The organism is Streptomyces sp. BHT-5-2 (assembly GCF_019774615.1).
Lineage (GTDB): Bacteria > Actinomycetota > Actinomycetes > Streptomycetales > Streptomycetaceae > Streptomyces.
This window is the reverse complement of record NZ_CP081497.1, coordinates 1,973,123-1,997,124: the sequence shown is the minus strand read 5'-3', so window position 1 is coordinate 1,997,124 and position 24,002 is coordinate 1,973,123. Positions and strand designations below refer to the sequence as shown.

Here is a 24,002-nt window from a genome sequence, read left to right as displayed (position 1 = left end):
GCCCCTTCCGCCTTATGCATCCCATGCATCTCGCCCGTCACGTTCTACGCACCAACGCCCCGGACCGCTCCGAACTCTCCCGCCACACCTCGACGTTACCCAGCCGTAACCTACCGATGGGTTACCAACGGTAAGCAACGGACCTTACCCTCCAGTCACATTCGAGCCGCCTGGCACCCCCTCCTGTCCCCAGGTCCGCGGGACAGCGCCCCGTGCGGCTCGCATCGAGATCTGGAGCAGAAGATGACGCCCTCCCGCACCACTGTGCGCGCCGCCATCGGCACCGTCTCCGCGGCGGTGCTCGCCACCACGGCCCTCACCTGCGCCCCGGCCCAGGCCGCGCCGGCCCCGGCCCGCACCTCGGCCGCCACCGCCCGGCCCGCCGCCGCGGACTCCCCCACCCTGCGGTTCGTCGACATCACCGGCGCGGGCGGGATCACCCTCAAGGCCAACGTCTTCACCCCCGCCGGGGCCGACGGCACCCACCGGTACCCGCTCGTCGTGCTGCCCACCAGCTGGGCGATGCCGCAGGTCGAATACCTCGCACAGGCCCGGAAGCTGGCCGCCTCCGGCTATGTCGTCATCGGCTACAACTCGCGCGGCTTCTGGCAGTCCGGCGGGCAGATAGAGACCGCCGGACCGCAGGACGTCGCCGACGCCTCCAAGGTCATCGACTGGGGGCTGGCGCACACTTCCGCCGACCCGCGGAAGATCGGGATGGCCGGGGTCTCCTACGGCGCCGGGATCAGCCTGCTGGCCGCCGGGGCCGACAAGCGGATCAAGGCGGTCGCGGCGCTCAGCGGCTGGGCCGACCTCATCGGCTCGATCTACAGCGGCCGCACCCCGCACCTCCAGGCCGCCGCGATGCTCGGCGGCGCCGGCGCGCTGACCGGCCGGCCCAGCCCCGAACTCCAGCGGGTGCTCAAGGAGTTCCTCAGCGCCGACATGTCCAAGGAGAAGGACATGATCGCCTGGGGCCGGAAGCGCTCCCCGGCCACCTACCTCGACCGGATCAACGCCAACGGGGCGGCGATCCTGCTCGGCAACGCCTGGGGCGACTCCCTCTTCCCGCCCGACCAGTACGCGGCGTTCTTCGAGAAGCTCAAGGGCCCCAAGCGGCTGGAGTTCCGCCCCGGCGACCACGCGACGGCCGAGGGCCTGGGCCTGCTCGGCCTGCCCAACGACACCTGGAACGACACCAGGCGGTGGCTCGACCACTACCTCAGGGGCACCGACAACGGCATCGACCGCGAGCCGCCGGTCCTCCTCAAGTCCCGCTCCACCGGCGCCTACGAGGGCTACAAGAGCTGGCAGGACGTCCCCTCCGCACACCGCCGGATCGCGCTCGACGGCACCCGGCGCATCCGCACCGGCACCGACTCCGGCGCCGACGGCGGACTGATCTTCCTCTCCAGCATCCTCGACCAGTTCTTCCGGCTGCCCCCGATGGCGTCGATCCCGCTGCTGCCGCGCTCGGCAGCAGCGGTCTGGGAGTCCGCGCCGTACGGGAGCGGGCAGCGGGTGCGCGGCACCACCCGGCTGCACACCACCGTGACCCCCACCGCCGCCGACGGCACCGCCATCGCCTACCTCTACGACGTCGGCCCGCTGGGCCTGGGAAAACTGGTCACCCACGCGCCGGTCACCTTCCACGGCAGGGCGCCGGGCAAGCCCTTCACCCTGGACCTGGACCTCTTCGCCACCGCCTACGACGTACCCGCCGGACACCGGCTCGCGGTGGTCGTGGACACCGTCGACCCGCTCTACATCGCCCAGAACCCCGCCGGCGCCCGGCTGTCGTTCTCCTCGCCCGCCAACGACCCGTCGTATGTGTCGGTGCCGGTCCGCGACTGAACCGGCGGACGACGGTCGGCGGGGCGGCCTACGACCACCGCCCTACGGCCCGCGCCCGAAGCGCCGGGCGGCAGCGGCTCGTTAGGCTCCGCGGCATGACGAACCACCCCCCGCCCCGCGACGCCGGGCAACGCAAACGGGACGCGCTCCGACTGTTGGAGACGGAGGAGGACGCCTGGGTCTCCTCCGCCTCCCCCGACGGCGCGCCCACCCTGGTGCCGCTGTCGTTCGTCTGGCACGGGGAGCGGCTGGTGATGTCCACCAAGGGCACCAACCCCACCGCCCGCAACCTCGCCGCCCGCGGGGAGAGCCGGGTGGCGCTGGGCACCACCCGGGACGTGGTGCTCGCCGACTGCACCGTGGAGGTCCTGGCCAACGACGCGCTACCGCAGGACGCCACGGACGCCCTGGCTGCCAAACTCGGCTGGAACCCGCGCGGCCGCGATCCCTGGGTCTTCCTCCGCTTCACCCCGCACCGGCTGCTGGTCTGGCGCGAGGCGAACGAACTGGCCGGGCGGGAGCTGATGCGGGACGGCGTCTGGCGGGTCTGACGCCGGCCACTCAGCCGTGCGCCCGGTGGTCGTCCGGCCGGAGCGTCGCCGGCTCCGGCGCGGCCACCTCGTCCGTGTCGACCTTCGGACTGCGTCGCTGCCGCCGGGCGACCCAGGTGGCCAGCCAGGACAGCAGCATGCACAACCCGATGTAGACCGGCGAGACGATCATGACGACGGGGATGAACGGCAGGTCGTAGTCGAGGTTGGCGGCGATGAGCTTGCCGGCGTGCAGGAACTCCTCGTAGCTGATGAGGAAGCCCAGCGAGGTGTCCTTCAGGGCCACCACCAGCTGGGAGATGATCGCCGGCAGCATCGCCCGGACCGCCTGCGGGACGAGCACATGCACCATGACCTGGGTCTTGCGCATCCCCAGCGCGTACGCCGCCTCGCCCTGGCCGCGCTCGACGGCGTTCACCCCGGAGCGGAAGACCTCCGCCAGAACCGAGCCGTTGTACAGCGCCAGCCCACTGACCAGGGCCGTCAACGGCTCCGCACGCAGCGCCACATAGATGAAGAAGATCATCACCAGCACCGGCATGGCCCGGAAGAACTCCACCAGCAGGGTGCCCGCCCAGCGCAGCGGCCGGTGCACGGAGAGCCGCCCGGCCGCCAGCACCGCGCCCAGCGCCAGCGACAGCACCGCCGCCAGCCCGAACGCCCGCAGGGTGTTGCCCAGTCCGGTCAACAGCAGCTCCTGGATGCCCACATAGGTGAAGGGCGTCCATTTCCCCGCGGTGAACTGGTCGGTGCGGAAGAGGAGAGACAGGACCCAGCCGGCCAGGGCGAGCAGCACCAGCGTCCCGGCGAGCCCGTAGTACCGGTGCCGGCGCCGGGTCCGCGGGCCCGGCAGGTCGTACAGGACGGTGCTCATCGGGCCACTCCGTAGCGCCTCTCCAGCGCGTTGAAGAGCGCGCTGATGGTCAGGGTCACGAGGAGGTAGCCGAGCGCGATCCAGACGAACGACCAGATGGCGCTGTAGCCCAGCTCGTTGAGGGGTTTGTAGACGCCGAGGAGTTCGACGACGCTGAACGAGCCGGCGATCGCGGAGTTCTTGGCGAGCGCGATCAGGGTCGAGCCGAGGGGTGGGATGACCGAGCGGAACGCCTGCGGCAGCACCACCAGCCCCAGCGTCTGCCCGAAGGTCATGCCCAGGCTGCGGGCCGCCTCGCCCTGCCCGGACGGCACGGTGTTGATGCCGGCCCGCACCGCCTCGCAGACGAACGCCGAGGTGTAGCAGCCCAGCGCCAGCACGGCGAAGAGGGTGAAGGGCAGCACCAGGCCGAACCGCGGCAGCCCCAGCACCACCGCGAAGAACAGCAGCGTCAGCGGGGTGTTGCGCAGCACCGTCACCCAGGCCGTGCCGAAGGCCCGCAGCGAGCGGACCGGCGCGACCCGGAAGGCCGCCATCAGGAAACCGAGGACCAGCGCCAACAGCGAGGCGTAGACGGTCAGTTCGACCGTGCCCAGCAGTCCCCGGCCGTAGCGGGAGAGGTTGTCGAGGAGAACGTTCATCGGTCGGTCCCTTGGCTCCTCAGGTCGCCGGATAGCGGTCGATCGGGGGCGGCGCCGGCGGCGGCATCCCGGACACCCCGAGCGTCGCCTGGTACGCCTTCCGCCAGGCGCCGTTGCGCTCGTCGGCGGCGAGCGCGTCGTCCAGCGCGAACCGCAGCGCGTTGTCGGAGCGGGGCACGCCGATGCCGTACGGCTCCTTCGAGAACGGTCTGCCGACGACCTTCAGCTGGTCGGGCGCCTTGGCGGCGTAGCCGAGCAGGATCGCGTCGTCGGTGGTGACCGCGTCGACCTGGTAGGTCAACAGGTTGTCCACACACGCCGAGTAGGTGTCGTAGGCGACCAGCACGACCTGGGGGAAGTCCGCCTGGATGCGCTGGTACGGGGTGGAGCCGGCGGCCGAGCAGACCCGCTTCCCGGCCAGGTCCTGCGGGCCGTGGATGCCGTGCTCGTCGCGGCGCACCAGGAGCGACTGGCCCGCCATGTAGTACGGGCCGGCGAAGCCGACCTGCTGCTTCCGCTTGGCGTTGATGGTGTACGAGCCGACGTACAGGTCGATCTGGCCGTTCTGCAGCGCGGTCTCGCGGTTGGCGGAGGCGATGGTGACGAAGTCCACCGCACGGGCGGGGAAGCCGAGCGCGGCGGCCATCATCTTGGCGATCTCGATGTCGAAGCCGCGGCGGACGCCGGTCGCCGGGTCCCGTTCGCCGAGGTAGGGCTGGTCCTCCTTGCCGCCGACGACGAGCCGGCCGCGGCGCTCGGCCGCCCGCCAGGTCGGCGAGGCGGGCAGCGAGAACCCCCGGGCCACCGGATAGGCGGGCAGGTCGCCGGCCCTGGGTCCCTTGACGGGCGGGCTGCCGGGCCGGCCGCAGGCCGCCGCGGCCAGCGTGAGGAGGACGAGCAGCAGGGCGGCGAGCCGGACCGGGCGGGCGCGGCCGGGCGGCGGGGTGGGAAGGTGCGGCATCGCGCGCCCCGTTCAGTGCTTGAGGATCTTGGCGAGGAAGTCCTTGGCGCGTGCGCTGCGCGGCGCGGCGAAGAACTCCTCCGGGGCGCGGTCCTCGACGATCCGGCCGTCGGCCATGAACACCACGCGGTGGGCGGCGGAGCGGGCGAAGCCCATCTCGTGGGTGACCACGACCATCGTCATGCCCTCCCGGGCGAGTTGCCGCATCACCTCCAGCACCTCGTTGATCATCTCGGGGTCGAGGGCCGAGGTGGGCTCGTCGAAGAGCAGCGCCTTGGGATCCATGGCGAGGGCCCGGGCGATGGCGACCCGCTGCTGCTGACCGCCGGAGAGCTGCGCCGGGTACTTGGCGGCGTGGGCGGCGAGCCCCACCCGGTCCAGGAGTTCGCGGGCCCTGCGCTCGGCGTCCTCCTTGCGCTTCCGGCGGACCTTCATCGGCGCCAGCGTCACGTTGTCCAGCACGGTGCGGTGCGCGAAGAGGTTGAACGACTGGAAGACCATGCCGACGTCGGCGCGCAACCGGGCCAGCGCCCGGCCCTCCTGGGGCAGCGGCACGCCGTCGAGCAGGATGGTGCCCGACTCGATGGTCTCCAGACGGTTGACGGTCCGGCACAGGGTCGACTTGCCGGACCCGGAGGGGCCGATGATCACCACGACCTCGCCGCGGCCGACGGTGAGGTCGATGTCCCGGAGGACGTGCAGCGCGCCGTAGCGCTTGTTGACCCCGCGCAGTTCGATCAGCGCGTCACCGGCCATGCCCGGCCCGCCCCCTCTCATCCGTACGGGGAGATCGCAACCTATCCGTACGAATGGGGCACTTCGCCGGTGACACGCGCGGGGCGGGCCGTTCGGACGGGCCGGTCAGCCCTCCGCGACCTCGGCGTAGACCTGGGAGAGCTCGGGTGCGCCGTCGTCGGCCCAGGCATGGCCGGCGGTCACCACGTCGACCTCCCGGCCGGAGGCCAGCCGCACCACCGGCTGCCCGTCCGGCCAGACATACCAGACCGCGTCGCGGACCGTGCGCACCAGGACCGTTCCGAGGTAGAGCCCGGCGTCGTTGCCGAGCCAGGACAGCACCTCCGGGTCGTCGCGCCAGACCGGCTGGAGCTGGTCCAGCTCCGCCAACGACCGTACGGAGTCGTCGAGTTCGACGCCCGCGGTGGCCGCCTGGTCGCGCAGCAGCTCGCACTCGGAGAGCAGCTCGACGACGCTCTCGGGATCCGCGCGCACCGACTCGGCTAGCGGCACCGAGCCGGCCGCGTCGATGCGCCTACGCCACTTGTCCAGGAAAGACAGGTTCATGCTGCGAGGGTCCCACCCGCCCGTGTGCCACGGCCACAGGCGCGCGGCACGGCGCCGGGGGCTCCTCGGCTCCCGAGTGCGCCGCACCGGGGAGGCGGCCGGCGTGAGACCGGCTCACACGTCGAGGTCCACCACGACCGGCGCGTGGTCCGAGGCGCCCTTGCCCTTGCGCTCCTCGCGGTCGACATAGGCGTCCGAGACGGCCTTGGCGAACGGCTCGTTGGCGTAGACGAGGTCGATGCGCATGCCGCGGTTCTTGGGGAAGGCGAGCTGGCGGTAGTCCCAGTAGGTGTAGGGGTGGTCGTACTTCAGCGGGCGGGGCACCACGTCCGACAGGCCGGCCTCGCGCAGGGCGGCCAGGGCGGCGCGCTCGGCCGGGGTGACATGGGTCAGGCCCTCGAAGACGGCCGGGTCCCAGACGTCCTCGTCGGTCGGGGCGACGTTGTAGTCGCCGAGGACGGCGAACGGGCGGCTGCCCGCAGCGTCCTCGGCGACCGCCGCCTTGAGGGCCTCGAACCAGCCGAGCTTGTAGGCGTAGTGGGCGTGGTCGACCTCGCGGCCGTTGGGCACGTAGACCGACCAGACGCGGGCCGGGCCGCAGGTCGCGGAGACGGCGCGGGGCTCCTGGGCGCCGTCGTACTCCGGGCCGCCGGGCAGGCCCATGACCACGTCCGTCAGGCCCACCCGGGAGAGCAGCGCGACGCCGTTCCACCTGCCGTCGGCGTTGACCGCGGCCTCGTACCCCAGCTCGCGGAGCTGCTCGTAGGGGAACTGCTCGGCGGAGCACTTGGTCTCCTGGACGCACAGCACGTCCGTGCCGGACTTCTCCAGCCAGGCCAGCAACCGCGGGAGGCGGGCGGTGATCGAGTTGACGTTCCAGGTCGCGATGCGCATGTCCGTAAACCTACCGCCCGCCACCGACAATCAGCCCACCTCGGTGTGCGCCCCCGGTGCGAGGCGGCCGTGGTCGGCCCCGCCGAGCTTGTCGATCATGGCGTCGTAGACCGGGCGGGCGTGGTCCTGGAGCAGGCTGTCGTGGATGTCCAGGGCCCGGCGCGGGGCGACCGCGCGGACGTAGTCGATGATCTCGCCGACCTTGTTCCACGGCGCGTGGACGGGGAGCAGCAGGGTGTCGACGGTGCGGCCCTCGGGGACGGTCAGCGCGTCGCCGGGGTGGAAGACGGTGCCGTCCAGGAGGAAGCCGACGTTGGTGATGCGCGGGATGTCCGGGTGGATCACTGCGTGCAGCTGGCCGTGGACCTCGACGTCGAAGCCGGCGGCGGTGAAGGTGTCGCCCTCGCCGACGGTGTGCACCCGGCCCGGGAAGGCCGCGGAGATCTGGTCGGCGACGCTGGCCAACGTCCAGATCTCGGCCGCCGGATTCGCCTCCATGCCCCGGCTCAGCCGCTCCTCGTCGAAGTGGTCCAGGTGCTCGTGCGTCACCAGGATCGCGTCCGCGCCGACGGCCGCGTCCGCCTCGCTGAACACCCCCGGATCGATCACCAGCGTCCGCCCGTCCTTCTCGATCCGGACGCAGGAGTGGGTCTTCTTGGTGAGTTCCATGGGGCCATCCTGCCGCGCGTCGACGCACGGGCGGCTGCCTGTGAGCAGTCCGCCCCGGGCCCGCCCGCTCCTTCACCCCTCCGGGGTCGTCTCCTCCTGGATGACCTTCTGGGCCACCGCGAAGGCGGAGTTGGCGGCCGGGACGCCGCAGTAGACCGCGGTGTGCAGCAGGATCTCCTTGATCTCCACGGGCGTCAGACCGTTGCGGAGGGCGGCACGGGTGTGCAGCGCGAGCTCCTCGAAGTGGCCGCGGGCGACCAGCGCGGTGAGGGTGATGACGCTCCGGGTGCGGCGGTCCAGGCCCGGCCGGGTCCAGGTCTCGCCCCAGGCGTACCGGGTGATGAAGTCGTGGAAGTCGGCGGTGAAGTCGTCGGCGCCGGCCTCGACCCGGTCCACATGGGCGTCGCCCAGGACCTCGCGGCGGATCTTGATGCCCTGCTCGTAGGTGCCGCCGCGGACCTGGTCGGGCTGCGTCAGGCCGGACTCGATGGCGGCCGGGGCGTGGGTCGGCATGGGCGGCGCGATCTGCGCCTTGGGGGCGGCCGCGCTGATGGCGGCCGGACCGGGCTTGTCGTGCCAGGCGGTGCTGAAGTGGCGGATGAGCAGCTCGGTGACGGCGGCGGGCTGCTCGACGGGTGCCAGGTGCGAGGTGCCGGGTATCAGCGCCAGACTGGCGTCCGGTATGCCGGCGACCAGGGTGCGGGCGTCGGTGGTGGGCGTGACCTGGTCCTCGGCACCGACGACGACGAGCGTGGGCACGCCCACCCGCCCCAGGGAGGAGCGCACGTCGTAGGCGGCGAGCGCCTCGCAGGCGGCGATGTAGCAACCGGGGTCGGTGGTCCGCACCATCTGGACGGCCCATTCGACGATGGCGGCCTGGGCGCCGGCGAAGCCCGGGGTGAACCAGTGCTCCGGCGAGGTGCGGGCGATCGGGTCGAGTCCATTGGTGCGGATCACCACGCCGCGCTGCCGCCACGCGTCGGCGGTGCCGTAGCGCGGGGAGGAGGACACCAGCGCGAGGGAGGTGACGCGGTGCGGGCGGGTGAGCGCCAGCTGGGTGCCGACCGCGGCGCCGAGGTCGCAGCCGGCGTAGCCGAACCGCTCCACGCCCAGCGCGTCCAGGGTGGCCACCAGCCGGTCGGCGACTTCGGCGACGGAGTTCGCCGCGTGTGCGGGGGATCCGCCGTGGCCGGGCAGGTCGAAGCGGATGACGCGCCACTGGCGGGTCAGCTCGGGGATCTGCCGATCCCACATGTGCCAGGTCGTCCCGAGGGCGGCCCCCAAGACGAGCACGGGGGCGCCGTCGGGACCGTCGATCCGGTGCTGCAGGGTCTTCTCGCTCACCCCGACACGCTAACCGACGCCGTGACGCGGTCCTGACACTCGGGTCAGGAAGAGCCGTCAGGGCACGGCCCGCCGATCGCGCCCGAAACGGGATCCATGTAGGTCAGATGCTCACCGTGGAGACGACGTGGACGACCAGGCGACCGGGCCCAAAGACCCCGGCCCTGATCGCGAGCAAGGCACCGCGTCCGTACCAGCCGATCATGATGAGCCACGACGAGCCGGGTACGGCGATCCGCGTATCGATGTCCGGCGCAAGAGCATGGCGAGACGATTCGTATCGTCTTGACAAGTCGATACGCACCGCCCAGACTCGTCAGCACAACGAAACGGAGCGCCTCATCCCACCGACGAAAGGGGAAACCCCTGGCCAGGAGAGCAGGAAACATGCCGGGGCTCGGCGGAACCCGCGCCGATCTCTCCCGCAAGGCGATGCGCGGAGTCGGCCTGCCAGGGGTTCGCGCGGAACAGTGCGACCCAGTCCCGGACCGCGAGATCCTTGACTCGATCGGCCGGCCGCGCCCCGGCACTGCGCACGAACCGGACATGGCCGCGGCGCACCAGCGCCTGGGCGTCGGCGCGCGGTACGGAGCTGAATTCGTTGCGGGAGAAAGCCGGCCCCCTTCGAACGGATACCACGGCTCCCACTGGGCGTTGAAAAGATTGCCGCCCCAGGCACCGGTCCACTTGCCCACATACTCACGCTGAAGCAGGAATTCCCCCTGGCGCATCCGATTCGGCCTCAGCTCCAGGCAGCGCCTCAGTATCTTGGTGCCGGACACAAGGGAAGATCGCCAATCAGACGGATTGACTGCCTGGGCAGTTGCAAGGTCAGAAAGTTCTCGTTCACCACCGTGACATCGGGAAGTGATTCGGCGGTCAGTCGACTTGCCCCGTGGGCATCGATCCCCACCGCGAGCATGGAGCGTCCAGCCGACGCCAGTACCCCTGGCCACCCGGCCGGAGCCCGCGCCTATCTCAACGGTTAAACGTCGACCAAGGAGCCGGGCAAGTCGGCACAAAAAGCGTCGAGTTGATCGGAAAAACGTCAGGCAGCGGCTGCCGATGGAAAGTATCCCAGCCACCTGAAGGCGCGATCACGACCGACGAGCCCTCCGGGATTTGATGGCGTCCCCTGATTTAATGGCGGCCCCTGCCTGAACAGGCACTTCCGGCGAATCCTCCGAATGCCCCGTGAGGTCCCGGGAATTGGATTGCACTCCGGTGCGATGAGACCCGGCACTCGTCGACGTCTCTTCATGGTCGACACACGCTTGCCGCGACAGTAATTTGCCGCATAGATTGGATGTTATGGGTTCTCTGTGATAGTTGAGGATGTCGCCGCGTCGAGCTCTGCTCCGCCGCATCCATCCGTGCGCTTCTGAAACACGCCGTTCCGACGTCATCGGCCGTATCGGCGTTCTCTGTTGGGCCATCGCGCCCGGACAGCCTGTCGTGTGCGCGGATCCCCCATCCATCCTCGGCCGTTATTCAGGAGGACCTCACATGCTTACCGCGCAACTAGCCCTGCATGACATCACCAAGCGCTACCACGACCGTGTCGTACTCGACCGGGTCGGTTTCACCATCAAGCCGGGCGAGAAGGTCGGCATCATCGGCGACAACGGCTCCGGCAAGTCCACCCTGCTCAAGCTGATCGCCGGGCGGGAGCAGGCCGACAACGGGGCCGTCACCGTGGTCGCTCCCGGCGGCACCGGCTATCTGGCGCAGACACTGGAACTTGCCCCCGAGGCCACCGTTCAAGACGCCGTCGACCTTGCCATGGTCGAGCTGCGCGAGATTGCGGCGGGGGTGCGGCGGGCCGAGGCCGAGCTGGCCGAACGGCCCTATCGGGCAGGCCCGGACCGGGAACTGGCCGCTCTTCTGGAAACCTACGCCGACCTGGTCGAGCAGTACCAGGCTCGCGGCGGCTACGAGGCCGACGCCCGGGTGGACATCGCACTGCACGGGCTCGGCCTGCCGAGCCTGGACCGCAATCGCCGGCTGGGCACCCTCTCCGGGGGCGAGTGCTCGCGGCTGGCCCTGGCCGCGACGCTGGCGTCGGCGCCCGAACTGCTGGCGCTGGACGAGCCGACCAACGACCTGGACGACCAGGCGGTGAGCTGGCTGGAGGACCATCTGCGGGCACATCGCGGCACCGTGATCGCGGTCACCCACGACCGAGTCTTCCTGGAGCGGCTCACCACCACCATCCTGGAAGTGAACGCCGGCAACGTGAGTCGCTACGGGAACGGCTACGAGGGCTATCTCACCGCGAAGGCCGCGGAGCGTGAGCGGCGGCTGCGCGAGTACGAGGAGTGGCGCGCCGAGCTGGACCGCAACCGGGAGCTGGTCACCTCCAACGTGTCGCGACTGGACAACATTCCGCGCAAGGTGCCGTTCGCCGTCTTCGGCCACGGTGCCTTCCGGTCGCGAGGCCGCGGGCACGGCGCCATGAGCCGCATCCGCAACGCCAAGGAACGGATGGCCCGACTGACGGAGAACCCCGTTGCCCCGCCGGCCGACCCGCTGACCTTCACGGCCCACATCGCCACCGCGGGCCCGGACGCAACGGTGCAGGCCCCGGTGGCCGAGCTCTCCGAGGTGTGCGTCGGGGACCGGCTGGAGGTGGCGTCGGTATCCGTACATCCCGGCGAGCGGCTGCTGATCACCGGGCCCAACGGGGCGGGCAAGACCACACTGTTGCGGGTGCTGGCCGGGGAACTGGCACCGGACAGCGGGACGGTGCACGTGTCCGGGCGCGTAGGGCATCTGCGGCAGGAGCAGGTGCCCTGGCCGGCCGGGCTGACCGTGACGGAGGCATTCGCGCACGGCCGCCCCGGCCACCTCGACGACCACACCGAGGAGTTGCTCTCGCTGGGCCTGTTCGGCCCGGCGGAACTGGAACAGCGGGTGGGCGACCTCTCATACGGGCAGCGGCGGCGGATCGAGCTCGCGCGGCTGGTGAGCGACCCGGTGGACCTGCTGTTGCTGGACGAGCCCACCAACCACCTCTCCCCCGTGCTCGTGGAGGAGTTGGAGCAGGCGTTGGCGGACTACCAGGGCGCCGTGGTGGTCGTCACCCACGACCGCCGGATGCGGTCCCGGTTCAGCGGCTCGCATCTGTCGCTGTGCGAGGGCCGGATCACCGCATTCGCCACGGCGTGAATCCGGTGCGGCGTGCGCCACGGGGCGGTGCTCGGCGATGGCCGGGTACCGCCCGGTGGCGCGCCGGGGCAAGGGCATCAGAGCCGCAGCGGCAGGGCGCTCAGCCGCCAGGCGCCGGGGAAGAGCTGGCGCTCCAGGTCGGACGGCGCCACGGCCAGGGCGAGGCCGGGGAAGTGGTGCAGCAGTGCGTCGATCGCCACCTCGGCCTCCTGGAGGGCGAGGTCCGGCGCGCGCAGGGCTACGGGACGTCGACGCAACGGGTCGACGGAAACGATGTGTTTGCCGGCTTCGAGGCAGCGCGGAAAGCCGTACGGCAGTGCCGCCAGGAAGGCAAGGCTCAGGCGGCGCTGGCCCAGATGCCGTCCATGCTTCCGCGGCTGCGCGGCTGGGGGCAGTCGTTGTCCCGGTGGCGGCCTCGATCCCCTACACCTCGGGCGACCTGCCCCGGACCGCGCCGGATCCGGGCCGCAGGTCGGCGGCCTGGTAGGGGCTTTCGGCCCCGTGGGGTGACGAGATCGACCGCTCGCTGATGGAAGCGTTCGAGCGGCTGATGCAGCGCTGCCCGAACGCACCGACGGCAAGATCACGTGACGCGGTCCCGACACCCGGGTCAGGAAGGGATGGTCACCTTCAGAACCGCACGGTCGAAACGGTGTAGACGACCGGGTGCCCGGGCTCGTCGTAACTGACCACGATCCGCTGGGAGGGCTGCGGCGCCTTGCGGTCGACGGCGACGCCCCGCCAGGGCCAGTCCGCGCTGAAGTCCCAGCCGACCTTGGCGGCCTGGTCCGGCGGAATGGTGATCGCGCCCTGCTTCAGTGCGGCGGTGCTGGTGCCGACGGCCGCGAGGTACTTGTCCAGGCCCCAGTCGTTGGTCCGGAACTGCACGAACAGCGAGCTGGTCTTCCAGGAGTTGGTCTCGTAGTAGTAGACGGGGGTGGAGCCGATGGGCACCGGGACGTCGTAGATCCGCTGCTGCAGACGGGACGGGAAGGCGTTGGTCAGGCCGGTGGCGGCGGCCTCGGACTCCTTGTCCTCTCCGCTGTCGCGGCTCTGCTCGGCCGAGATGACGAAGTAGCCGGCCGGGATCGTGATCAGCAGGAAGACGATCAGGGCGAAGAGGAACGGCCGGCGGGGCCGGGTACGCGGCGCGCTCACCGGCTGGAGTTCGTCGTGCATGGGCGATGGGTCCGGTTCGGTCATCGGCGGCCCGCCCGTTCGTAGCGCTCGTAGCGCTCCACGCGTCGACGGTTGGCGCGCCGGAAGCGGCGGGCGACCAGCCGGGCGAGGTCGGCCGCGCCGACCATTCCGGCCTCGGGGCCCAGCTGGGCCTTGGTGATGGTCGCCTCGGGGCGGTAGCCGCGGCCGGTGAGATGGCGCCGGAAGGCGTCCCGGGCCGGGCCGATCAGCAGGTCGTCGGCGGCGCTGACGCCACCGCCGATGACGAAGCAGGACGGGTCGAGGGCGGCGGCGAGGTTGGCGATGCCGACGCCGAGCCACTGGCCGATGTCCTGGAGGAGCTCGACGCACATCGCGTCGCCCTCCCGGGCCAGCTCGGTGATCAGCGGACCGGTGATGTCGCCGATCCGCCCGCCGACCCGCTCGATGATGTTGTACGCGACCGGGGAGTCGGCGGCGGCCAGCTCCCGGGCCTCGCGGACCAGGGCGTTGCCGGAGCTGTACTGCTCCCAGCAGCCGCGGTTGCCGCACGGGCAGCGGTGGCCGCCGGGCACCACCTGCATATGGCCGAACTCGCCGGCCACCCCGTACTTGCCGCGCTTTATCGCGCCGTCCTCCAGGATCGCGCCGCCGATGCCGGTGCCGAGCGTGATCATGACGAGGTGGTCCTCGCCGCGGCCGGCGCCGAACCGCCACTCCGCCCAGGCGGCGGTGTTGGCGTCGTTGTCGACCATGACCGGGACCGCGAGGCGTTCGGCGAGGCGGTCGCGGAGCGGCTCGTTGCGCCAGTTCAGATGCGGGGCGAAGAGCACCCGGGAGCGGTCGGCGTCCACCCAGCCGGCCGCGCCGATGCCCACCGCGTGCACGTCGTGCCGGTCGGAGAGGTCCAGCACCAGCTCGGTGATGGTGTCCTCGACGACCTTGGGGCTCTTGGACTTGTCCGGCGTCTCGGTGCGGACCTTCTCCAGGATGGTGCCGTCGGGGTCGACGACGCCCGCCATGACCTTGGTGCCGCCGATGTCGATGCCGACGGTGGGCACCCGGGGCGCGGTCAGGTGGGAGCGGCGCTCTCTGGCGCCGACGGTGCGGAGGACGGTGGCGCGGGCGGTGCCGCGGTGCGTCCGGTCGCGGTAGACGCTCATCGGATCACCCCTCGGACCTCGTCGCCGGTACGGCTGCCGGGGCGGCGGCCGGGACAGCCGGTACGGCTGCCGTTACGGTCTCGACGGCTGCGTGCGCGCAAGAGTCGTCTCGTCCCTGCGGGTCTCGGGGAGGCCGGGGCCTCGGTGGATGGTCCGGTGCGATTGTGCATCACCCGCGACGTCCGGCGCACCGCGGTGCCGGGTGGCGCGCCCCGTACCGGCCGGGAGCCGGGCCGGGGCGCGCCCCGGGCTTTCACTCCGGCCGGTGACCGCCGGGGAACTCCGTCGGGCCGCCGCGGGCCAGCTCGTGGCTGAGCTGCTCCAGCTCGCTGCCGCCCGCCATCTGGCGGGTCAGCTCCTCCAGCGCGATCTCCGACTTGAGGTGGCTGCCGGCCATGGTGCCGCGCTTGAGCAGGACGAAGCGCTCGCCGACCAGATAGGCGTGGTGCGGGTTGTGGGTGATCAACACCACGCCGAGGCCGGCGTCCCGGGCGGCCGCGACGTACTTGAGCACCACCCCGGACTGCTTGACGCCGAGCGCCGCGGTCGGCTCGTCCAGGACGAGGACCTTGGCGCCGAAGTAGACGGCGCGGGCGATGGCGACGCACTGCCGCTCGCCGCCGGAGAGGGTGCCGATGGGCTGGTCGACGTCGCGCAGGTCGATGCCCATCCGCAGCAGCTCGGAGCGGGTGGTCTCGCGCATGGTGTGCACATCGAGCCGGCGGAACGGGCCGACGCCGGTGGTCGGCTCCGAGCCCAGGAAGAAGTTCCGCCACACCGGCATCAGCGGCACCACGGCCAGGTCCTGGTAGACGGTGGCGATGCCGCGGTCCAGGGCCTCGCGCGGGGAGCCGAGCCGGGTCTCCTCGCCCTCGATGGTGAAGGTGCCGGCGTCGTGCCGGTGCAGCCCCGCGATGATCTTGATCAGGGTGGACTTGCCGGCACCGTTGTCGCCGAGGACGCAGGTGATCTCGCCCGCGTGCACCTCCAGTGACACGCCCGTCAGGGCCTTGACGCTGCCGTAGAACTTGCTGATGTCGCGGAGTTCGACGAGTGCGGTCATGTGGCGGCCTCCGCCCGCTTGCGGACCCAGGCGTTCAGCAGCGTGGCGAGCAGCAGCATCGCGCCGAGGAAGAACTTGTACCAGTCCGGGTTCCACTGCGCGTAGACGATGCCCTTGCTGGCCATGCCGAAGATGAACGCGCCGACCGCGGCACCGATCGCCGAGCCGAAGCCGCCGGTCATCAGACAGCCGCCGACCGCCGCCGCGATGATGTAGAGGAACTCGTTGCCGACGCCGTCGCCGGACTGGATCGCGTCGAACGAGAACAGCAGGTGCTGGCCGGAGATCCAGGCACAGAACGCGACGCCCATGTACAGGCCGATCCTGGTACGGGTCACGGGGACGCCGACCGCCCGGGCCGCGTCCGCGTTGCCGCCCACCGCGAAGATCCAGTTGCCGGCCCGGGTCCGCAGCAGGATCCAGGTGGCGACCGCGACCAGCACCAGCCACCACACGATGGTGATCTGGATGTCCACGCCGCCGACGGTCAGGTGCGAGGCGAACACCGCGCGGCCGGACGCGAAGCCCTCCATGTCGGAGATGGACTTGGTCGAGACGGTGCCGCTGATCAGCTTGGTGAAGCCCAGGTTGAGGCCGGTCAGCATGAAGAAGGTGCCCAGCGTGATCACGAAGCTGGGCAGCCTCGTCCGGGTCAGCAGCACCCCGTTGAGGACGCCGAAGCACAGCGTGACCAGCAGCGAGACCCCGACGCCGACCCAGGTGTTGGCGGTCATCTGGTAGCTGAACATCGACGAGACCAGCGCCGAGCTGACGACCATGACGCCGGCCGACAGGTCGAACTCCCCGCCGATCATCAGCAGTGCCACCGGCACCGCCATGATCCCGATCGTCGAGGAGGCGTAGAGGATCGTGGAGAGGCTGGCGGGCCGCAGGAACGGCTCGGCGACCAGCGAGAAGAAGACGAAGACCGCGACGGCGCCGACCACCGAGCCCAGCTCGGGGCGGCCCATCAGCCGGCGCGCCAGGGAGCGGTGCAGCAGTCGCTCGTCGCCCGCGCCGCCGGGGGGCGCGGGCTTCCGGGTCGGGGCGTCGGCCGCGCTCATCGGGTCCCCCGCTGCGTGTACTCCTGGAGCGCCGCGGCGTCCTTCTTGGTGATCACCTGGGGCCCGGTGAGGACCGGCTTGCCGCCGCCGAGCATGTCCGCGTTGTACTTGTACAGCCACAGCAGGTCGACCGCCTGGTAGCCCTGGAGGTAGGGCTGCTGGTCGACCGCGAAGCCGAGGGAGCCGTCCTCCAGCCCCTTGGCGACCTGAGCGTTGAGGTCGAAGGTGTCGACCTCGGCCTTGCTGCCGGCCTGCTCCCTGGCCTGGACGGCGGTGGGCGCGAACGGCGCGCCGAGGGTCACCACGGCGTCGATGGACGGGTCGGCCTGGAGCTTGGACTCGATGGAAGCCTCCACGTCGGGCATGTTGGTGCCGTCCACGTACAGCTTCTGCATCTGACCCTTGAAGGTCTTCGCGGCGCCGTCGCAGCGCTGCTCGTGACCGACGTTGCCCTGCTCGTGCAGGACGCACACCGCCTTCTTCTTGCCGCGCTTGGTCAGCTCCTCGCCGACCGCCTCGCCGGCCACCGTCTCGTCCTGGCCGATGTGGGTGAGCGCGCCGAACGCCTTGGACTCCTCGGCGCCGGAGTTCACCGTGATCACCGGGATGCCGGCCTTCTCGGCCTTGAGGACCACGTCCTTCATCGCGTCCGGCTTGGCCAGCGAGACGATCAGCCCGTCGACCTTCTGGTCGATGTAGGACTGCACCAGCTGGCTCTGCCGCTGGGCCTCCTTGTCGTGCGCGTAGACGAAGTTGATGTTGTCCTTGACGGCGGCCTGCCGGGCACCGTTCTGCACGATGTCCCAGAAGGTGTCGCCGTCTCCGGAGTGGGTGACCATCGCGAAGGTCCACCGGGGGGTGTGCACGGCGGCCTTGCCGCCGGCGGTCTGCGCGGCGCGCTCCTCCTCCGCCCGCTTGCCTCCGGTGCTGCTGCATCCCGCCAGGGAGGCGCCGAGCAGCGCCGCCAGTACGGCGGCCGCGATGCGTCCTCTTCTTCGAACCCTTGCCACGAGGACTTGCCTTTCCCGCTCTTGTCGCTGTCCCGGGTCTGTCTGGTGTCGCCGCGGAGCCGGCCGGCTACCGGACCGGGCAACCTTCCAAGTATCCGTTACCGGCGTTCTGTACCGTTTCACGGGGTCCCGGCCTCGACCGGGACGGGCGGGACGGCAGATGTTCGGAGAGTTCCGGACCGGCTGCTTCCGGGCCGGGCCGTGCTGACGTTGATCATGGTGGACCGCCTTCGCTCCCCCGCCGCCGGATTGCGGCTGGAGGAGTTCTAGCGGCGCCCGCCGAACCACGTCAATGGTTTGTCAGAACATTCTGACGACCAGCGGTCGACGCGTTCCGGTCCCGCTCCACCGTACGGCCCGGCGACTCAGGGCCTGACCAGCAGCTGGAACTCGAAGGCGTAGCGGGACGCGCGGTAGACGTGCGAACCGAACTCCACCGCACGGCCGGTGTCGTCGAAGGTGGTGCGCTGCATCGTGAGCAGCGGGGCGCCCTCGGGCTCGTCGAGCCGGGCGGCCTCCTCGGCGGAGGCGGCGCGGGCGCCGACCGCCTGGCGGGCGCTGTGCAGGGTGATCCCGGCCGCCCGCATCAGGCGGTACAGGCCGGTCTGCTCCAGGTCGGCGGTCTCCAGCCGCAGCAGCCCGGCGGGGAGGTGGTTGCGCAGGTGGGCGACCGGCTCGCCGTGGGTCATCCGCAGCCGCTCGATCAGCACGACCTCCGCGCCCTCGGCGAGCCCCAGCGCGGCGGCGATCTCGGCGTCCGCCTCGGTGGTGGTGTTCCGCAGGACCCGGGTGGCCGGCTTCTGCCCGGCCGCTTCCAGGTCGTCGTAGAGGCTGCTGAGCTCCAGGGGGCGCTTGACCTGGCTGTGGACGACCTGGGTGCCGATGCCGCGGCGACGGACCAGCAGGCCCTTGTCGACCAGCGACTGGATGGCCTGGCGCACCGTGGGCCGGGACAGGCCGAGCCGGCCGGCCAGTTCGATCTCGTTGCCGAGCAGGCTGCCGGGGGCGAGCCTGCCGTGCTCGATCGCGGCCTCCAGCTGCTGCGACAGCTGGAAATACAACGGGACCGGACTGTTCCGGTCCACGCTGAACTGGACGGGGCCCTCGGCGCCCCCGGCATCTCTCTCGCGTTTCCCCACGTTCGCGAGCGTATCCGCCCGCACAGATGACGGGAAGTCCGGAGGTCACATTGTCCGGACAAGGCCGGTCGTGGGTCCGGAGGGGCGGAGAACGCGGCGGGCCGGGCGCGGGACTACCAGGGCAGCGGACGGCCGTCGCGGAAGAAGCCGCCGGTCGGCCCGTCGTCGGGGAGGGTCGCCGCGTACAGGACGCTCGCCGCGCCCTCCGCGACCGGCCGTCCGCCCGCCCCGCCCATGTCGGTGGCCACCCAGCCCGGGCAGACCGCGTTGACGAGGATCCCGTCCGGCCGCAGCTCGGCGGCGAGCATCCTGGTCAGCGCGTTCAGGGCGGCCTTGGTGACGGCGTAGGCGGGGGTGCCGCCACCCATCGACGCCAGCGAGCCGGCCTCGCTGGAGACGTTGACCAGCCGGGGATGCGCCGAGGCGCGCAGCAGCGGCACGAAGGCGAGGGCCATCCGCCACGGCCCGTAGAGATTGGCCTCGGCGGCCTCGCGGACCACCGCCAGATCGGCGGTGGCGGCTCGCTGCCAGGTGTCGTAGGTGATGGCCGCGTTGTTGACCAGGACGTCCAGCCGGCCGAAGGTGTCGGCGACCCGGGCCGCGGCGCGCGCCACGCCGCGGTCGTCGGTGACGTCCAGCTGGAGCGGCCGGATGTCCGCGGTACCGGGCCGCGCCCCGGCGCGCAGTTCCTCGGCCACGCGCCCGGCGGCGTCCTCGTCGCGCCCGGTGAGCAGCACGGTGTGGCCGCACGCGGCCAGTTGGCGGCACACCTCGCGGCCGATGCCGCGGGTGGCACCGGTGACGAGGGCGAGCGGCGCGGTGGGAGAGTCCGGAAACTCGGGAGAGTCGGTGGGGGACGGCATGGGGGCTGCTCCTGTCGGGCGGGCGGGAAGGGAGGGACGGGGAGGGGAGGGGCGTGCGCTGGGCCGGTGATGGGGCGGTGGTGCGGTGGTGTGGGGCATCTGGCCGGATACCTGGCCGGTCGGGGGCCGGCGGTCACCGTCGTCGGGACGCGTCCGCCCGTATGGACGCCGGTTGGGACACCGCTCGGGACGCCGGCACAGACACCGGCCTGGACGCCCGTACGGCCGCCGCGTCACCCGGGAGACGACGGGGGAGACTCCGGGGCGCCCACCCCAACCCGGGGCCGGTCCACGGTAGTTGGTGCCGAATCGGCCCGCCCCGACCGGTCCGGCACGTAACATCCCGTCAACCGGTCCGCCGCCGGGCCCGGCCCGCCGAGGAGCCAAGGAGCTTCCGTGTCCGTACGTCGCGTCGTCCCCGATCTCCACATCGCCCCCGACGGCGCCCCCGAGGCGCTGGCCGGCCACCGCGCCTTCTACGGGCTGCTGGGCTTCGAGGAGGTCATGAACCACGGCTGGGTGATGACGCTGGCCTCCCCCGCGAACCCCACCGCGCAGCTCACCTTCATGACGCACGACGCGACCGCGCCGGTCGCCCCCGATCTGAGCATCGAGGTCGAGGACGTGGACGCGGCGTACGCGGCGGTCCGGGCCGCCGACGCGCGGATCGTGCACCCGCTGCGCGACGAGGAGTGGGGAGTGCGCCGCTTCTTCGCCGAGGACCCGGACGGACGGGTGGTCAACGTCCTGGGCCACCGCCGGCCGGCGGAGGACTGAAGCCCCGGCGCCCCCGCGCGCGGCCGGCCTACTTCATCCAGGCGTCCTCGTACTTCCGGTAGGTGCCGTCGTGGGTGGCGAGGTGGACCCACTGGTCCACATACGCCTTGAACTGGTCGTCGCCGCGGGGCAGCGCGTACGCCTTCTCGGAGAAGGTGAACGGCCGGTCGGGGTGGACCGCGCACAGCTCGGGATGGATCCTGGCCTGGTAGCGGGTCTCGCTGGCGTCGGTCATCATCACGTCCGCACGGCCGGCGATGATCTCGTCGAAGATCGTGGTGTTGTCCGGGTGGACGGTGAGGGTGGCCCGCTTGATGTGGGCGCGCGCGAACTGCTCGTTGGTACCGCCCGGGTTGACGACGACCCGGGTGCCGGGGCGGTCGATCTGCGCCAGGGTCTGGTACTTCTCCTGGTCCGCACAGCGGACGATGGGGGTCTTGCCGTCGGTGCGGGTCGGCTCGCTGAAGTAGACCGAGCGGGCGCGGGCCAGCGTGATCGAGACGCCGCCCACGCCGATGTCGCAGCGGCCGGCGGTCAGGTCGCCGACCAGTCCGGACCAGGTCGTCGGGACGTAACGGGGCCTGGCGTCCAGGCTCTTGGCGAGGTCCCGGGCCATGTCGATGTCCACGCCGCGGTAGCCGCCGGTGGCGGGGTCGCGGTAGCTGAAGGGGCGGTAGTCGCCGGTGGTGCAGACCCGCAGCACGCCGCGCTGCGGGACGGCGTCCAGGAGCGTGGCCGGCCGCCGGTCCCGCTGGGCGGTGGCCGCGGTGGCGGGGCCGGTGGACCGGGCGGAGGCGTGCGAGGCCGCCGGGGCCGCGGCGGTGACGGCGAGCAGGCAGGCGAGTGCGGGGAGGATCGCAGCGCGCTTCATCGTGGGCTGACTCCTGATCAGGTGGCCGAAGCGCTCAGGGTGGCAGAGCCCGGCCGCCCGGTGAAGCCCCCGCCCGGCCCGTGGACGGCGTCGGCCGAGGGGCCGGCCTGTCAGCCGCCGTACGGGTCCGTCGGGCCGGCCTCGCCCGGCTGCGGCACCGCGTCGGCGAGCCGGGCGAGCAGGACCGCGGCGCGCTTGGCCACTGTCTCGCGGTCGCCCTCCGAGAGGGCCGCGCCCATGCCGACCGCGACGGCGCCGGCCGCTATCCACTCCGGCGCGGTCTCGGGCGTCACGCCGCCGGTCGGCACCAGCGGCGCCTGCGGCAGGGCGGCTCTGACGTCGGCGACCCAGGACGGGTGGTGGCCGGCGGCGGGGAAGAGCTTGAGGGCGTCCGCGCCGAGCTCCAGGCCCCGCACGATCTCGGTGGGCGTGGAGACGCCGGCGAAGACGGGGACGCCGTAGCGGTGGCCGGTGCGGATGACCTCGGCGTCCAGGCTCGGGGAGACCAGATAGCGGGCGCCGGCGTCGACCGCCATCCGGGCCGATGCGGCATCAAGGACGGTGCCGGCGCCGATGACCGCGTCGTCGCCGAGTTCGCGGGAGAGGGTGGTGACCGCCTCCAGGGCGAACGGTGTGGTCAGGGATATCTCCAGGCTCGTGATGCCCGCCGACAGCAGGGTGTCGGCGGTGGCGCTCGCCTCGTCGTAGGTCCTGCTGCGGACGATGGCGAAAACGCGCTGCGCCAGTGCGGCCCGGGTGATCTCCCAGCGATACACGGCAGTTCGCCGCCCTTCTTCTTCTCCGACGCCTCGCCGCGGGGGCGCGGCTCACGACTGACCCAGCACTGTCCGGGGACGCGCAGCGCCGGCCGACCGCTCATGGCCCGTTTGCCGCCGATGCCCGCCCATTCCTCGTTTCTGCCGAAACGCTACCGCCAACCACCGACAATCCTCTCTCGGGGTGCGCCCCTGTGCGCCCCTTCTGCCGAGAATGGGCGGAGGAGAGGGGGAAGTGGCCGGCGGGACCGCGGTGTCCGGGGGAGCACAACGGCGGCCGGGGTGCGTGGGCACCCCGGCCGCCGTGTGTACCGCTCGTGCGGTGGTGTCGTGCGCCGGCCTCAGCAGCCGAAGTCGACGAGGTTGAAGGTCGCGTAGTGGTCGGCGGTGTAGTAGTCCTCCTTCTGCTTCTCACCGGTGACGATGCGTCGGGCACCGCGGTCCGGCGAGCCCGGCGTGACCACGGTGTACTCGTGGTAGTAGCCGGTGCCCTGGGACGGCAGGACGCCTTCGCGGTTGTCGAAGACGGTGCCGTCCTTCGGATACGGGAAGGGGCCGCCCTTGTCGATCAGGGCGAGGGTGTCGTGGGCCTGGGACGGCAGCTTGGAGTAGCAGACGCTGCCGACCGACGTCACATGGACGGTCGCGGTGCGCACCGCGGCCGGGTGCGCCGTGGCGGCCGGGGTCGCGGCGACCGCCGTGCCACCGAGGAGGAGGGTCGAAACGAGGGCGCCGGCAGCGCCGATTCTGGTCATCCGTGGGGGGATTCTCATGCGCATCAGCATGACGCGCGTAGACATGCCCCTGTCAATCCCAAGAGCCCGATGTTTCCCGGGAGTTCACACGGGACGCGCACGGTCGGCGCAAACATCCGAAATGCCCCCGCCCCGCCCGCCTCTCCGGGCGGCGGGCTTTTTTGCCTCTCAGGCAAAACTTTTGCCTCAGAGGTGAAGGCTGGCTATACCGGTGACATGACCGAGTTGCCCGATCCGCCCTCCGGCTCCGCCCCCGAGGAGCTGACCACCGTGGCCCCGCGCCTGCGCGAGCTGCGGCGGCGCAGCGGGCTGACGCTGGAGACCGCGGCCCGGCGGGTGGGGCTGTCCCCCGCGCACCTGTCGCGGCTGGAGACCGGTCAGCGGCAGCCGTCGCTCCCGATGCTGCTGGCCCTGGCCCGTACGTACGGCACCACGGTATCCGACCTGCTCGGCGAGACCGCCCCGGAGCGCGATCCGATCGTGCGGGCCGGCCGCGCCGAGCCCTCGGAGGCCGGCGGCTGGACGTACCGGACCGTCGGCGGGGCCGGACGCGCCATGCAGGCGCTGCGGGTGCACGTACCGCAGCGGGCGCAGGGCGATCTGGTGCGGGTGCACCCCGGCGAGGAGTGGCTCTACGTCCTCACCGGGCGGCTGCGGCTCACCCTCGGCGAGGCGGTGCACGTACTGGAGCCGGGGGACGCCGCGCACTTCGACTCGCTCGTCCCGCACCGGCTGGCGGCCGTCTCGCGCGGCGGCGCGGAGCTGCTGTTCGTGCACACGCTGCTGCAGAGCGGCGCCGCCGAGCTGTGCCTGGGCGACCGCGCCGCGCACCGCCGCCCGGGCTGAACCGCGCCGTCGACCGTCCGCCAGCCGCCGCCCCGTCCACCGTTCCGGAAGGGAAGGACCGTCCGCCGTGCCCGACCACACCACCCCCGCCCCGTCCACTCCCGAGGCCGGCGGCGCGCCCGACGCCCCGACCTCCCGCCGCTACGTCGAGAACAAGCCACCGCGCGGCATGTACGTACGGGTCTTCATCTACGTCGTGGCCACCCACGCGCTGCTGGCTTTCATGAGCCTGCTGGTGGTCCTCGCCAAGTCCCGATAG

25 protein-coding genes are annotated in these 24,002 nt (G+C 71.8%); 6 read left to right on the top strand and 19 right to left on the bottom strand.

Annotated features, from left to right (window positions below; all coding sequences use genetic code 11):
* The first annotated feature begins 243 nt into the window (after positions 1–243).
* Both K2224_RS36525 and K2224_RS36520 read left to right on the top strand, forming a co-directional pair.
* Positions 244–1,854: a CocE/NonD family hydrolase gene (locus K2224_RS36525; RefSeq protein WP_221911398.1), complete on the top strand. Its 1,611-nt coding sequence runs from the start codon at positions 244–246 to the stop codon at positions 1,852–1,854.
* 95 nt (positions 1,855–1,949) lie between these two features.
* The gene (locus K2224_RS36520) at positions 1,950–2,405 is read left to right on the top strand and encodes a pyridoxamine 5'-phosphate oxidase family protein (protein ID WP_221911397.1); all 456 of its coding nucleotides are present in this window, start codon (positions 1,950–1,952) and stop codon (positions 2,403–2,405) included.
* A gap of 10 nt (positions 2,406–2,415) precedes the next feature.
* Here K2224_RS36520 and K2224_RS36515 read toward each other — a convergent pair whose 3' ends face one another.
* The 8 genes from K2224_RS36515 to pcaC all read right to left on the bottom strand — a co-directional run bounded on the left by K2224_RS36515 (position 2,416) and on the right by pcaC (position 9,090).
* Positions 2,416–3,279, bottom strand: a complete 864-nt coding sequence (locus K2224_RS36515; RefSeq protein ID WP_221911396.1) for an amino acid ABC transporter permease — start codon at positions 3,277–3,279, stop codon at positions 2,416–2,418.
* Positions 3,276–3,920 (bottom strand): amino acid ABC transporter permease, encoded by a 645-nt coding sequence (locus K2224_RS36510; protein WP_221911395.1) that lies wholly within the window; start codon positions 3,918–3,920, stop codon positions 3,276–3,278. The genes K2224_RS36515 and K2224_RS36510 overlap by 4 nt, the downstream gene beginning before the upstream one ends.
* 19 nt (positions 3,921–3,939) lie before the next feature.
* Positions 3,940–4,881 (bottom strand): glutamate ABC transporter substrate-binding protein, encoded by a 942-nt coding sequence (locus K2224_RS36505; RefSeq protein ID WP_221911394.1) that lies wholly within the window; start codon positions 4,879–4,881, stop codon positions 3,940–3,942.
* A 12-nt stretch (positions 4,882–4,893) separates the two neighbouring features.
* The gene (locus K2224_RS36500) at positions 4,894–5,637 is read right to left on the bottom strand and encodes an amino acid ABC transporter ATP-binding protein (protein WP_313904825.1); all 744 of its coding nucleotides are present in this window, start codon (positions 5,635–5,637) and stop codon (positions 4,894–4,896) included.
* Positions 5,638–5,742: 105 nt separating this feature from the next.
* Positions 5,743–6,183, bottom strand: a complete 441-nt coding sequence (locus K2224_RS36495) for a DUF6278 family protein (protein ID WP_221911393.1) — start codon at positions 6,181–6,183, stop codon at positions 5,743–5,745.
* 114 nt (positions 6,184–6,297) lie between these two features.
* Entirely contained in the window at positions 6,298–7,077 is a 780-nt protein-coding gene (locus K2224_RS36490) for an exodeoxyribonuclease III (protein WP_221911392.1), read from the bottom strand.
* 30 nt (positions 7,078–7,107) lie between these two features.
* The gene (locus K2224_RS36485; RefSeq protein WP_221911391.1) at positions 7,108–7,746 is read right to left on the bottom strand and encodes an MBL fold metallo-hydrolase; all 639 of its coding nucleotides are present in this window, start codon (positions 7,744–7,746) and stop codon (positions 7,108–7,110) included.
* Between the two features lie 72 nt (positions 7,747–7,818).
* Positions 7,819–9,090: a 4-carboxymuconolactone decarboxylase gene (gene pcaC / locus K2224_RS36480; protein ID WP_221911390.1), complete on the bottom strand. Its 1,272-nt coding sequence runs from the start codon at positions 9,088–9,090 to the stop codon at positions 7,819–7,821.
* Between the two features lie 1,506 nt (positions 9,091–10,596).
* Here pcaC and K2224_RS36475 point away from each other — a divergent pair.
* On the top strand, positions 10,597–12,258 hold the full coding sequence (locus K2224_RS36475; protein WP_221911389.1) for a TlrC/CarA/OleB/SrmB family ABC-F type ribosomal protection protein: 1,662 nt from the start codon (positions 10,597–10,599) through the stop codon (positions 12,256–12,258).
* A gap of 77 nt (positions 12,259–12,335) precedes the next feature.
* Here K2224_RS36475 and K2224_RS36470 read toward each other — a convergent pair whose 3' ends face one another.
* From K2224_RS36470 to K2224_RS36435, 8 genes are all read right to left on the bottom strand, one after another.
* A complete protein-coding gene (locus K2224_RS36470) occupies positions 12,336–12,515 on the bottom strand; it encodes a cytochrome P450 (RefSeq protein ID WP_221911388.1) in 180 nt (59 codons plus the stop codon).
* Positions 12,516–12,888: 373 nt separating this feature from the next.
* A complete protein-coding gene (locus K2224_RS36465) occupies positions 12,889–13,461 on the bottom strand; it encodes a hypothetical protein (RefSeq protein WP_221911387.1) in 573 nt (190 codons plus the stop codon).
* Positions 13,458–14,579, bottom strand: a complete 1,122-nt coding sequence (locus K2224_RS36460; protein WP_221911386.1) for an ROK family glucokinase — start codon at positions 14,577–14,579, stop codon at positions 13,458–13,460. The genes K2224_RS36465 and K2224_RS36460 overlap by 4 nt, the downstream gene beginning before the upstream one ends.
* 253 nt (positions 14,580–14,832) lie before the next feature.
* Complete coding sequence (locus K2224_RS36455; RefSeq protein WP_221911385.1) at positions 14,833–15,642, bottom strand: ATP-binding cassette domain-containing protein; 810 nt, start codon at positions 15,640–15,642, stop codon at positions 14,833–14,835.
* Positions 15,639–16,706 carry an ABC transporter permease gene (locus K2224_RS36450; RefSeq protein WP_221911384.1) on the bottom strand — a complete coding sequence of 356 codons (1,068 nt, stop codon included), beginning with the start codon at positions 16,704–16,706 and terminating at the stop codon, positions 15,639–15,641. Before K2224_RS36450 ends, K2224_RS36455 begins: the two co-directional genes overlap by 4 nt.
* Positions 16,703–17,689 (bottom strand): sugar ABC transporter substrate-binding protein, encoded by a 987-nt coding sequence (locus K2224_RS36445; RefSeq protein ID WP_221912177.1) that lies wholly within the window; start codon positions 17,687–17,689, stop codon positions 16,703–16,705. Before K2224_RS36445 ends, K2224_RS36450 begins: the two co-directional genes overlap by 4 nt.
* A gap of 392 nt (positions 17,690–18,081) precedes the next feature.
* A complete protein-coding gene (locus K2224_RS36440; RefSeq protein ID WP_313904838.1) occupies positions 18,082–18,801 on the bottom strand; it encodes a GntR family transcriptional regulator in 720 nt (239 codons plus the stop codon).
* Between the two features lie 167 nt (positions 18,802–18,968).
* A complete protein-coding gene (locus tag K2224_RS36435; protein WP_221911382.1) occupies positions 18,969–19,718 on the bottom strand; it encodes an SDR family oxidoreductase in 750 nt (249 codons plus the stop codon).
* Between the two features lie 396 nt (positions 19,719–20,114).
* On the opposite strand from K2224_RS36435, the gene K2224_RS36430 reads away from it, so the two are divergent.
* A complete protein-coding gene (locus K2224_RS36430) occupies positions 20,115–20,495 on the top strand; it encodes a VOC family protein (RefSeq protein ID WP_221911381.1) in 381 nt (126 codons plus the stop codon).
* 28 nt (positions 20,496–20,523) lie between these two features.
* Here K2224_RS36430 and K2224_RS36425 read toward each other — a convergent pair whose 3' ends face one another.
* From K2224_RS36425 to K2224_RS36415, 3 genes are all read right to left on the bottom strand, one after another.
* On the bottom strand, positions 20,524–21,366 hold the full coding sequence (locus K2224_RS36425) for a transporter substrate-binding domain-containing protein (protein ID WP_221911380.1): 843 nt from the start codon (positions 21,364–21,366) through the stop codon (positions 20,524–20,526).
* Between the two features lie 110 nt (positions 21,367–21,476).
* Complete coding sequence (locus tag K2224_RS36420) at positions 21,477–22,142, bottom strand: bifunctional 4-hydroxy-2-oxoglutarate aldolase/2-dehydro-3-deoxy-phosphogluconate aldolase (RefSeq protein ID WP_221911379.1); 666 nt, start codon at positions 22,140–22,142, stop codon at positions 21,477–21,479.
* Between the two features lie 341 nt (positions 22,143–22,483).
* Complete coding sequence (locus K2224_RS36415) at positions 22,484–22,915, bottom strand: ribonuclease (RefSeq protein ID WP_221911378.1); 432 nt, start codon at positions 22,913–22,915, stop codon at positions 22,484–22,486.
* A 198-nt stretch (positions 22,916–23,113) separates the two neighbouring features.
* Here K2224_RS36415 and K2224_RS36410 point away from each other — a divergent pair, with 198 nt between their 5' ends.
* Both K2224_RS36410 and K2224_RS36405 read left to right on the top strand, forming a co-directional pair.
* On the top strand, positions 23,114–23,743 hold the full coding sequence (locus K2224_RS36410; protein ID WP_221911377.1) for a helix-turn-helix domain-containing protein: 630 nt from the start codon (positions 23,114–23,116) through the stop codon (positions 23,741–23,743).
* A gap of 67 nt (positions 23,744–23,810) precedes the next feature.
* Positions 23,811–24,002 (top strand): DUF6126 family protein, encoded by a 192-nt coding sequence (locus K2224_RS36405; RefSeq protein ID WP_221911376.1) that lies wholly within the window; start codon positions 23,811–23,813, stop codon positions 24,000–24,002.

Excerpts from the sequence above, each read along its gene's own strand:
- K2224_RS36520 (WP_221911397.1), top strand. The coding sequence starts at position 1,950 with ATGACGAACCACCCCCCGCCCCGCGACGCCGGGCAACGCAAACGGGAC.
- K2224_RS36485 (WP_221911391.1), bottom strand. The coding sequence starts at position 7,746 with ATGGAACTCACCAAGAAGACCCACTCCTGCGTCCGGATCGAGAAGGAC.
- K2224_RS36460 (WP_221911386.1), bottom strand. The coding sequence starts at position 14,579 with ATGAGCGTCTACCGCGACCGGACGCACCGCGGCACCGCCCGCGCCACC.
- K2224_RS36490 (WP_221911392.1), bottom strand. The coding sequence starts at position 7,077 with ATGCGCATCGCGACCTGGAACGTCAACTCGATCACCGCCCGCCTCCCG.
- K2224_RS36495 (WP_221911393.1), bottom strand. The coding sequence starts at position 6,183 with ATGAACCTGTCTTTCCTGGACAAGTGGCGTAGGCGCATCGACGCGGCC.
- K2224_RS36510 (WP_221911395.1), bottom strand. The coding sequence starts at position 3,920 with ATGAACGTTCTCCTCGACAACCTCTCCCGCTACGGCCGGGGACTGCTG.
- K2224_RS36415 (WP_221911378.1), bottom strand. The coding sequence starts at position 22,915 with ATGAGAATCCCCCCACGGATGACCAGAATCGGCGCTGCCGGCGCCCTC.
- K2224_RS36455 (WP_221911385.1), bottom strand. The coding sequence starts at position 15,642 with ATGACCGCACTCGTCGAACTCCGCGACATCAGCAAGTTCTACGGCAGC.
- K2224_RS36450 (WP_221911384.1), bottom strand. The coding sequence starts at position 16,706 with ATGAGCGCGGCCGACGCCCCGACCCGGAAGCCCGCGCCCCCCGGCGGC.
- K2224_RS36475 (WP_221911389.1), top strand. The coding sequence starts at position 10,597 with ATGCTTACCGCGCAACTAGCCCTGCATGACATCACCAAGCGCTACCAC.
- K2224_RS36525 (WP_221911398.1), top strand. The coding sequence starts at position 244 with ATGACGCCCTCCCGCACCACTGTGCGCGCCGCCATCGGCACCGTCTCC.
- K2224_RS36515 (WP_221911396.1), bottom strand. The coding sequence starts at position 3,279 with ATGAGCACCGTCCTGTACGACCTGCCGGGCCCGCGGACCCGGCGCCGG.
- K2224_RS36425 (WP_221911380.1), bottom strand. The coding sequence starts at position 21,366 with ATGAAGCGCGCTGCGATCCTCCCCGCACTCGCCTGCCTGCTCGCCGTC.
- K2224_RS36435 (WP_221911382.1), bottom strand. The coding sequence starts at position 19,718 with ATGCCGTCCCCCACCGACTCTCCCGAGTTTCCGGACTCTCCCACCGCG.
- K2224_RS36410 (WP_221911377.1), top strand. The coding sequence starts at position 23,114 with ATGACCGAGTTGCCCGATCCGCCCTCCGGCTCCGCCCCCGAGGAGCTG.
- K2224_RS36500 (WP_313904825.1), bottom strand. The coding sequence starts at position 5,637 with ATGGCCGGTGACGCGCTGATCGAACTGCGCGGGGTCAACAAGCGCTAC.
- K2224_RS36505 (WP_221911394.1), bottom strand. The coding sequence starts at position 4,881 with ATGCCGCACCTTCCCACCCCGCCGCCCGGCCGCGCCCGCCCGGTCCGG.
- K2224_RS36465 (WP_221911387.1), bottom strand. The coding sequence starts at position 13,461 with ATGACCGAACCGGACCCATCGCCCATGCACGACGAACTCCAGCCGGTG.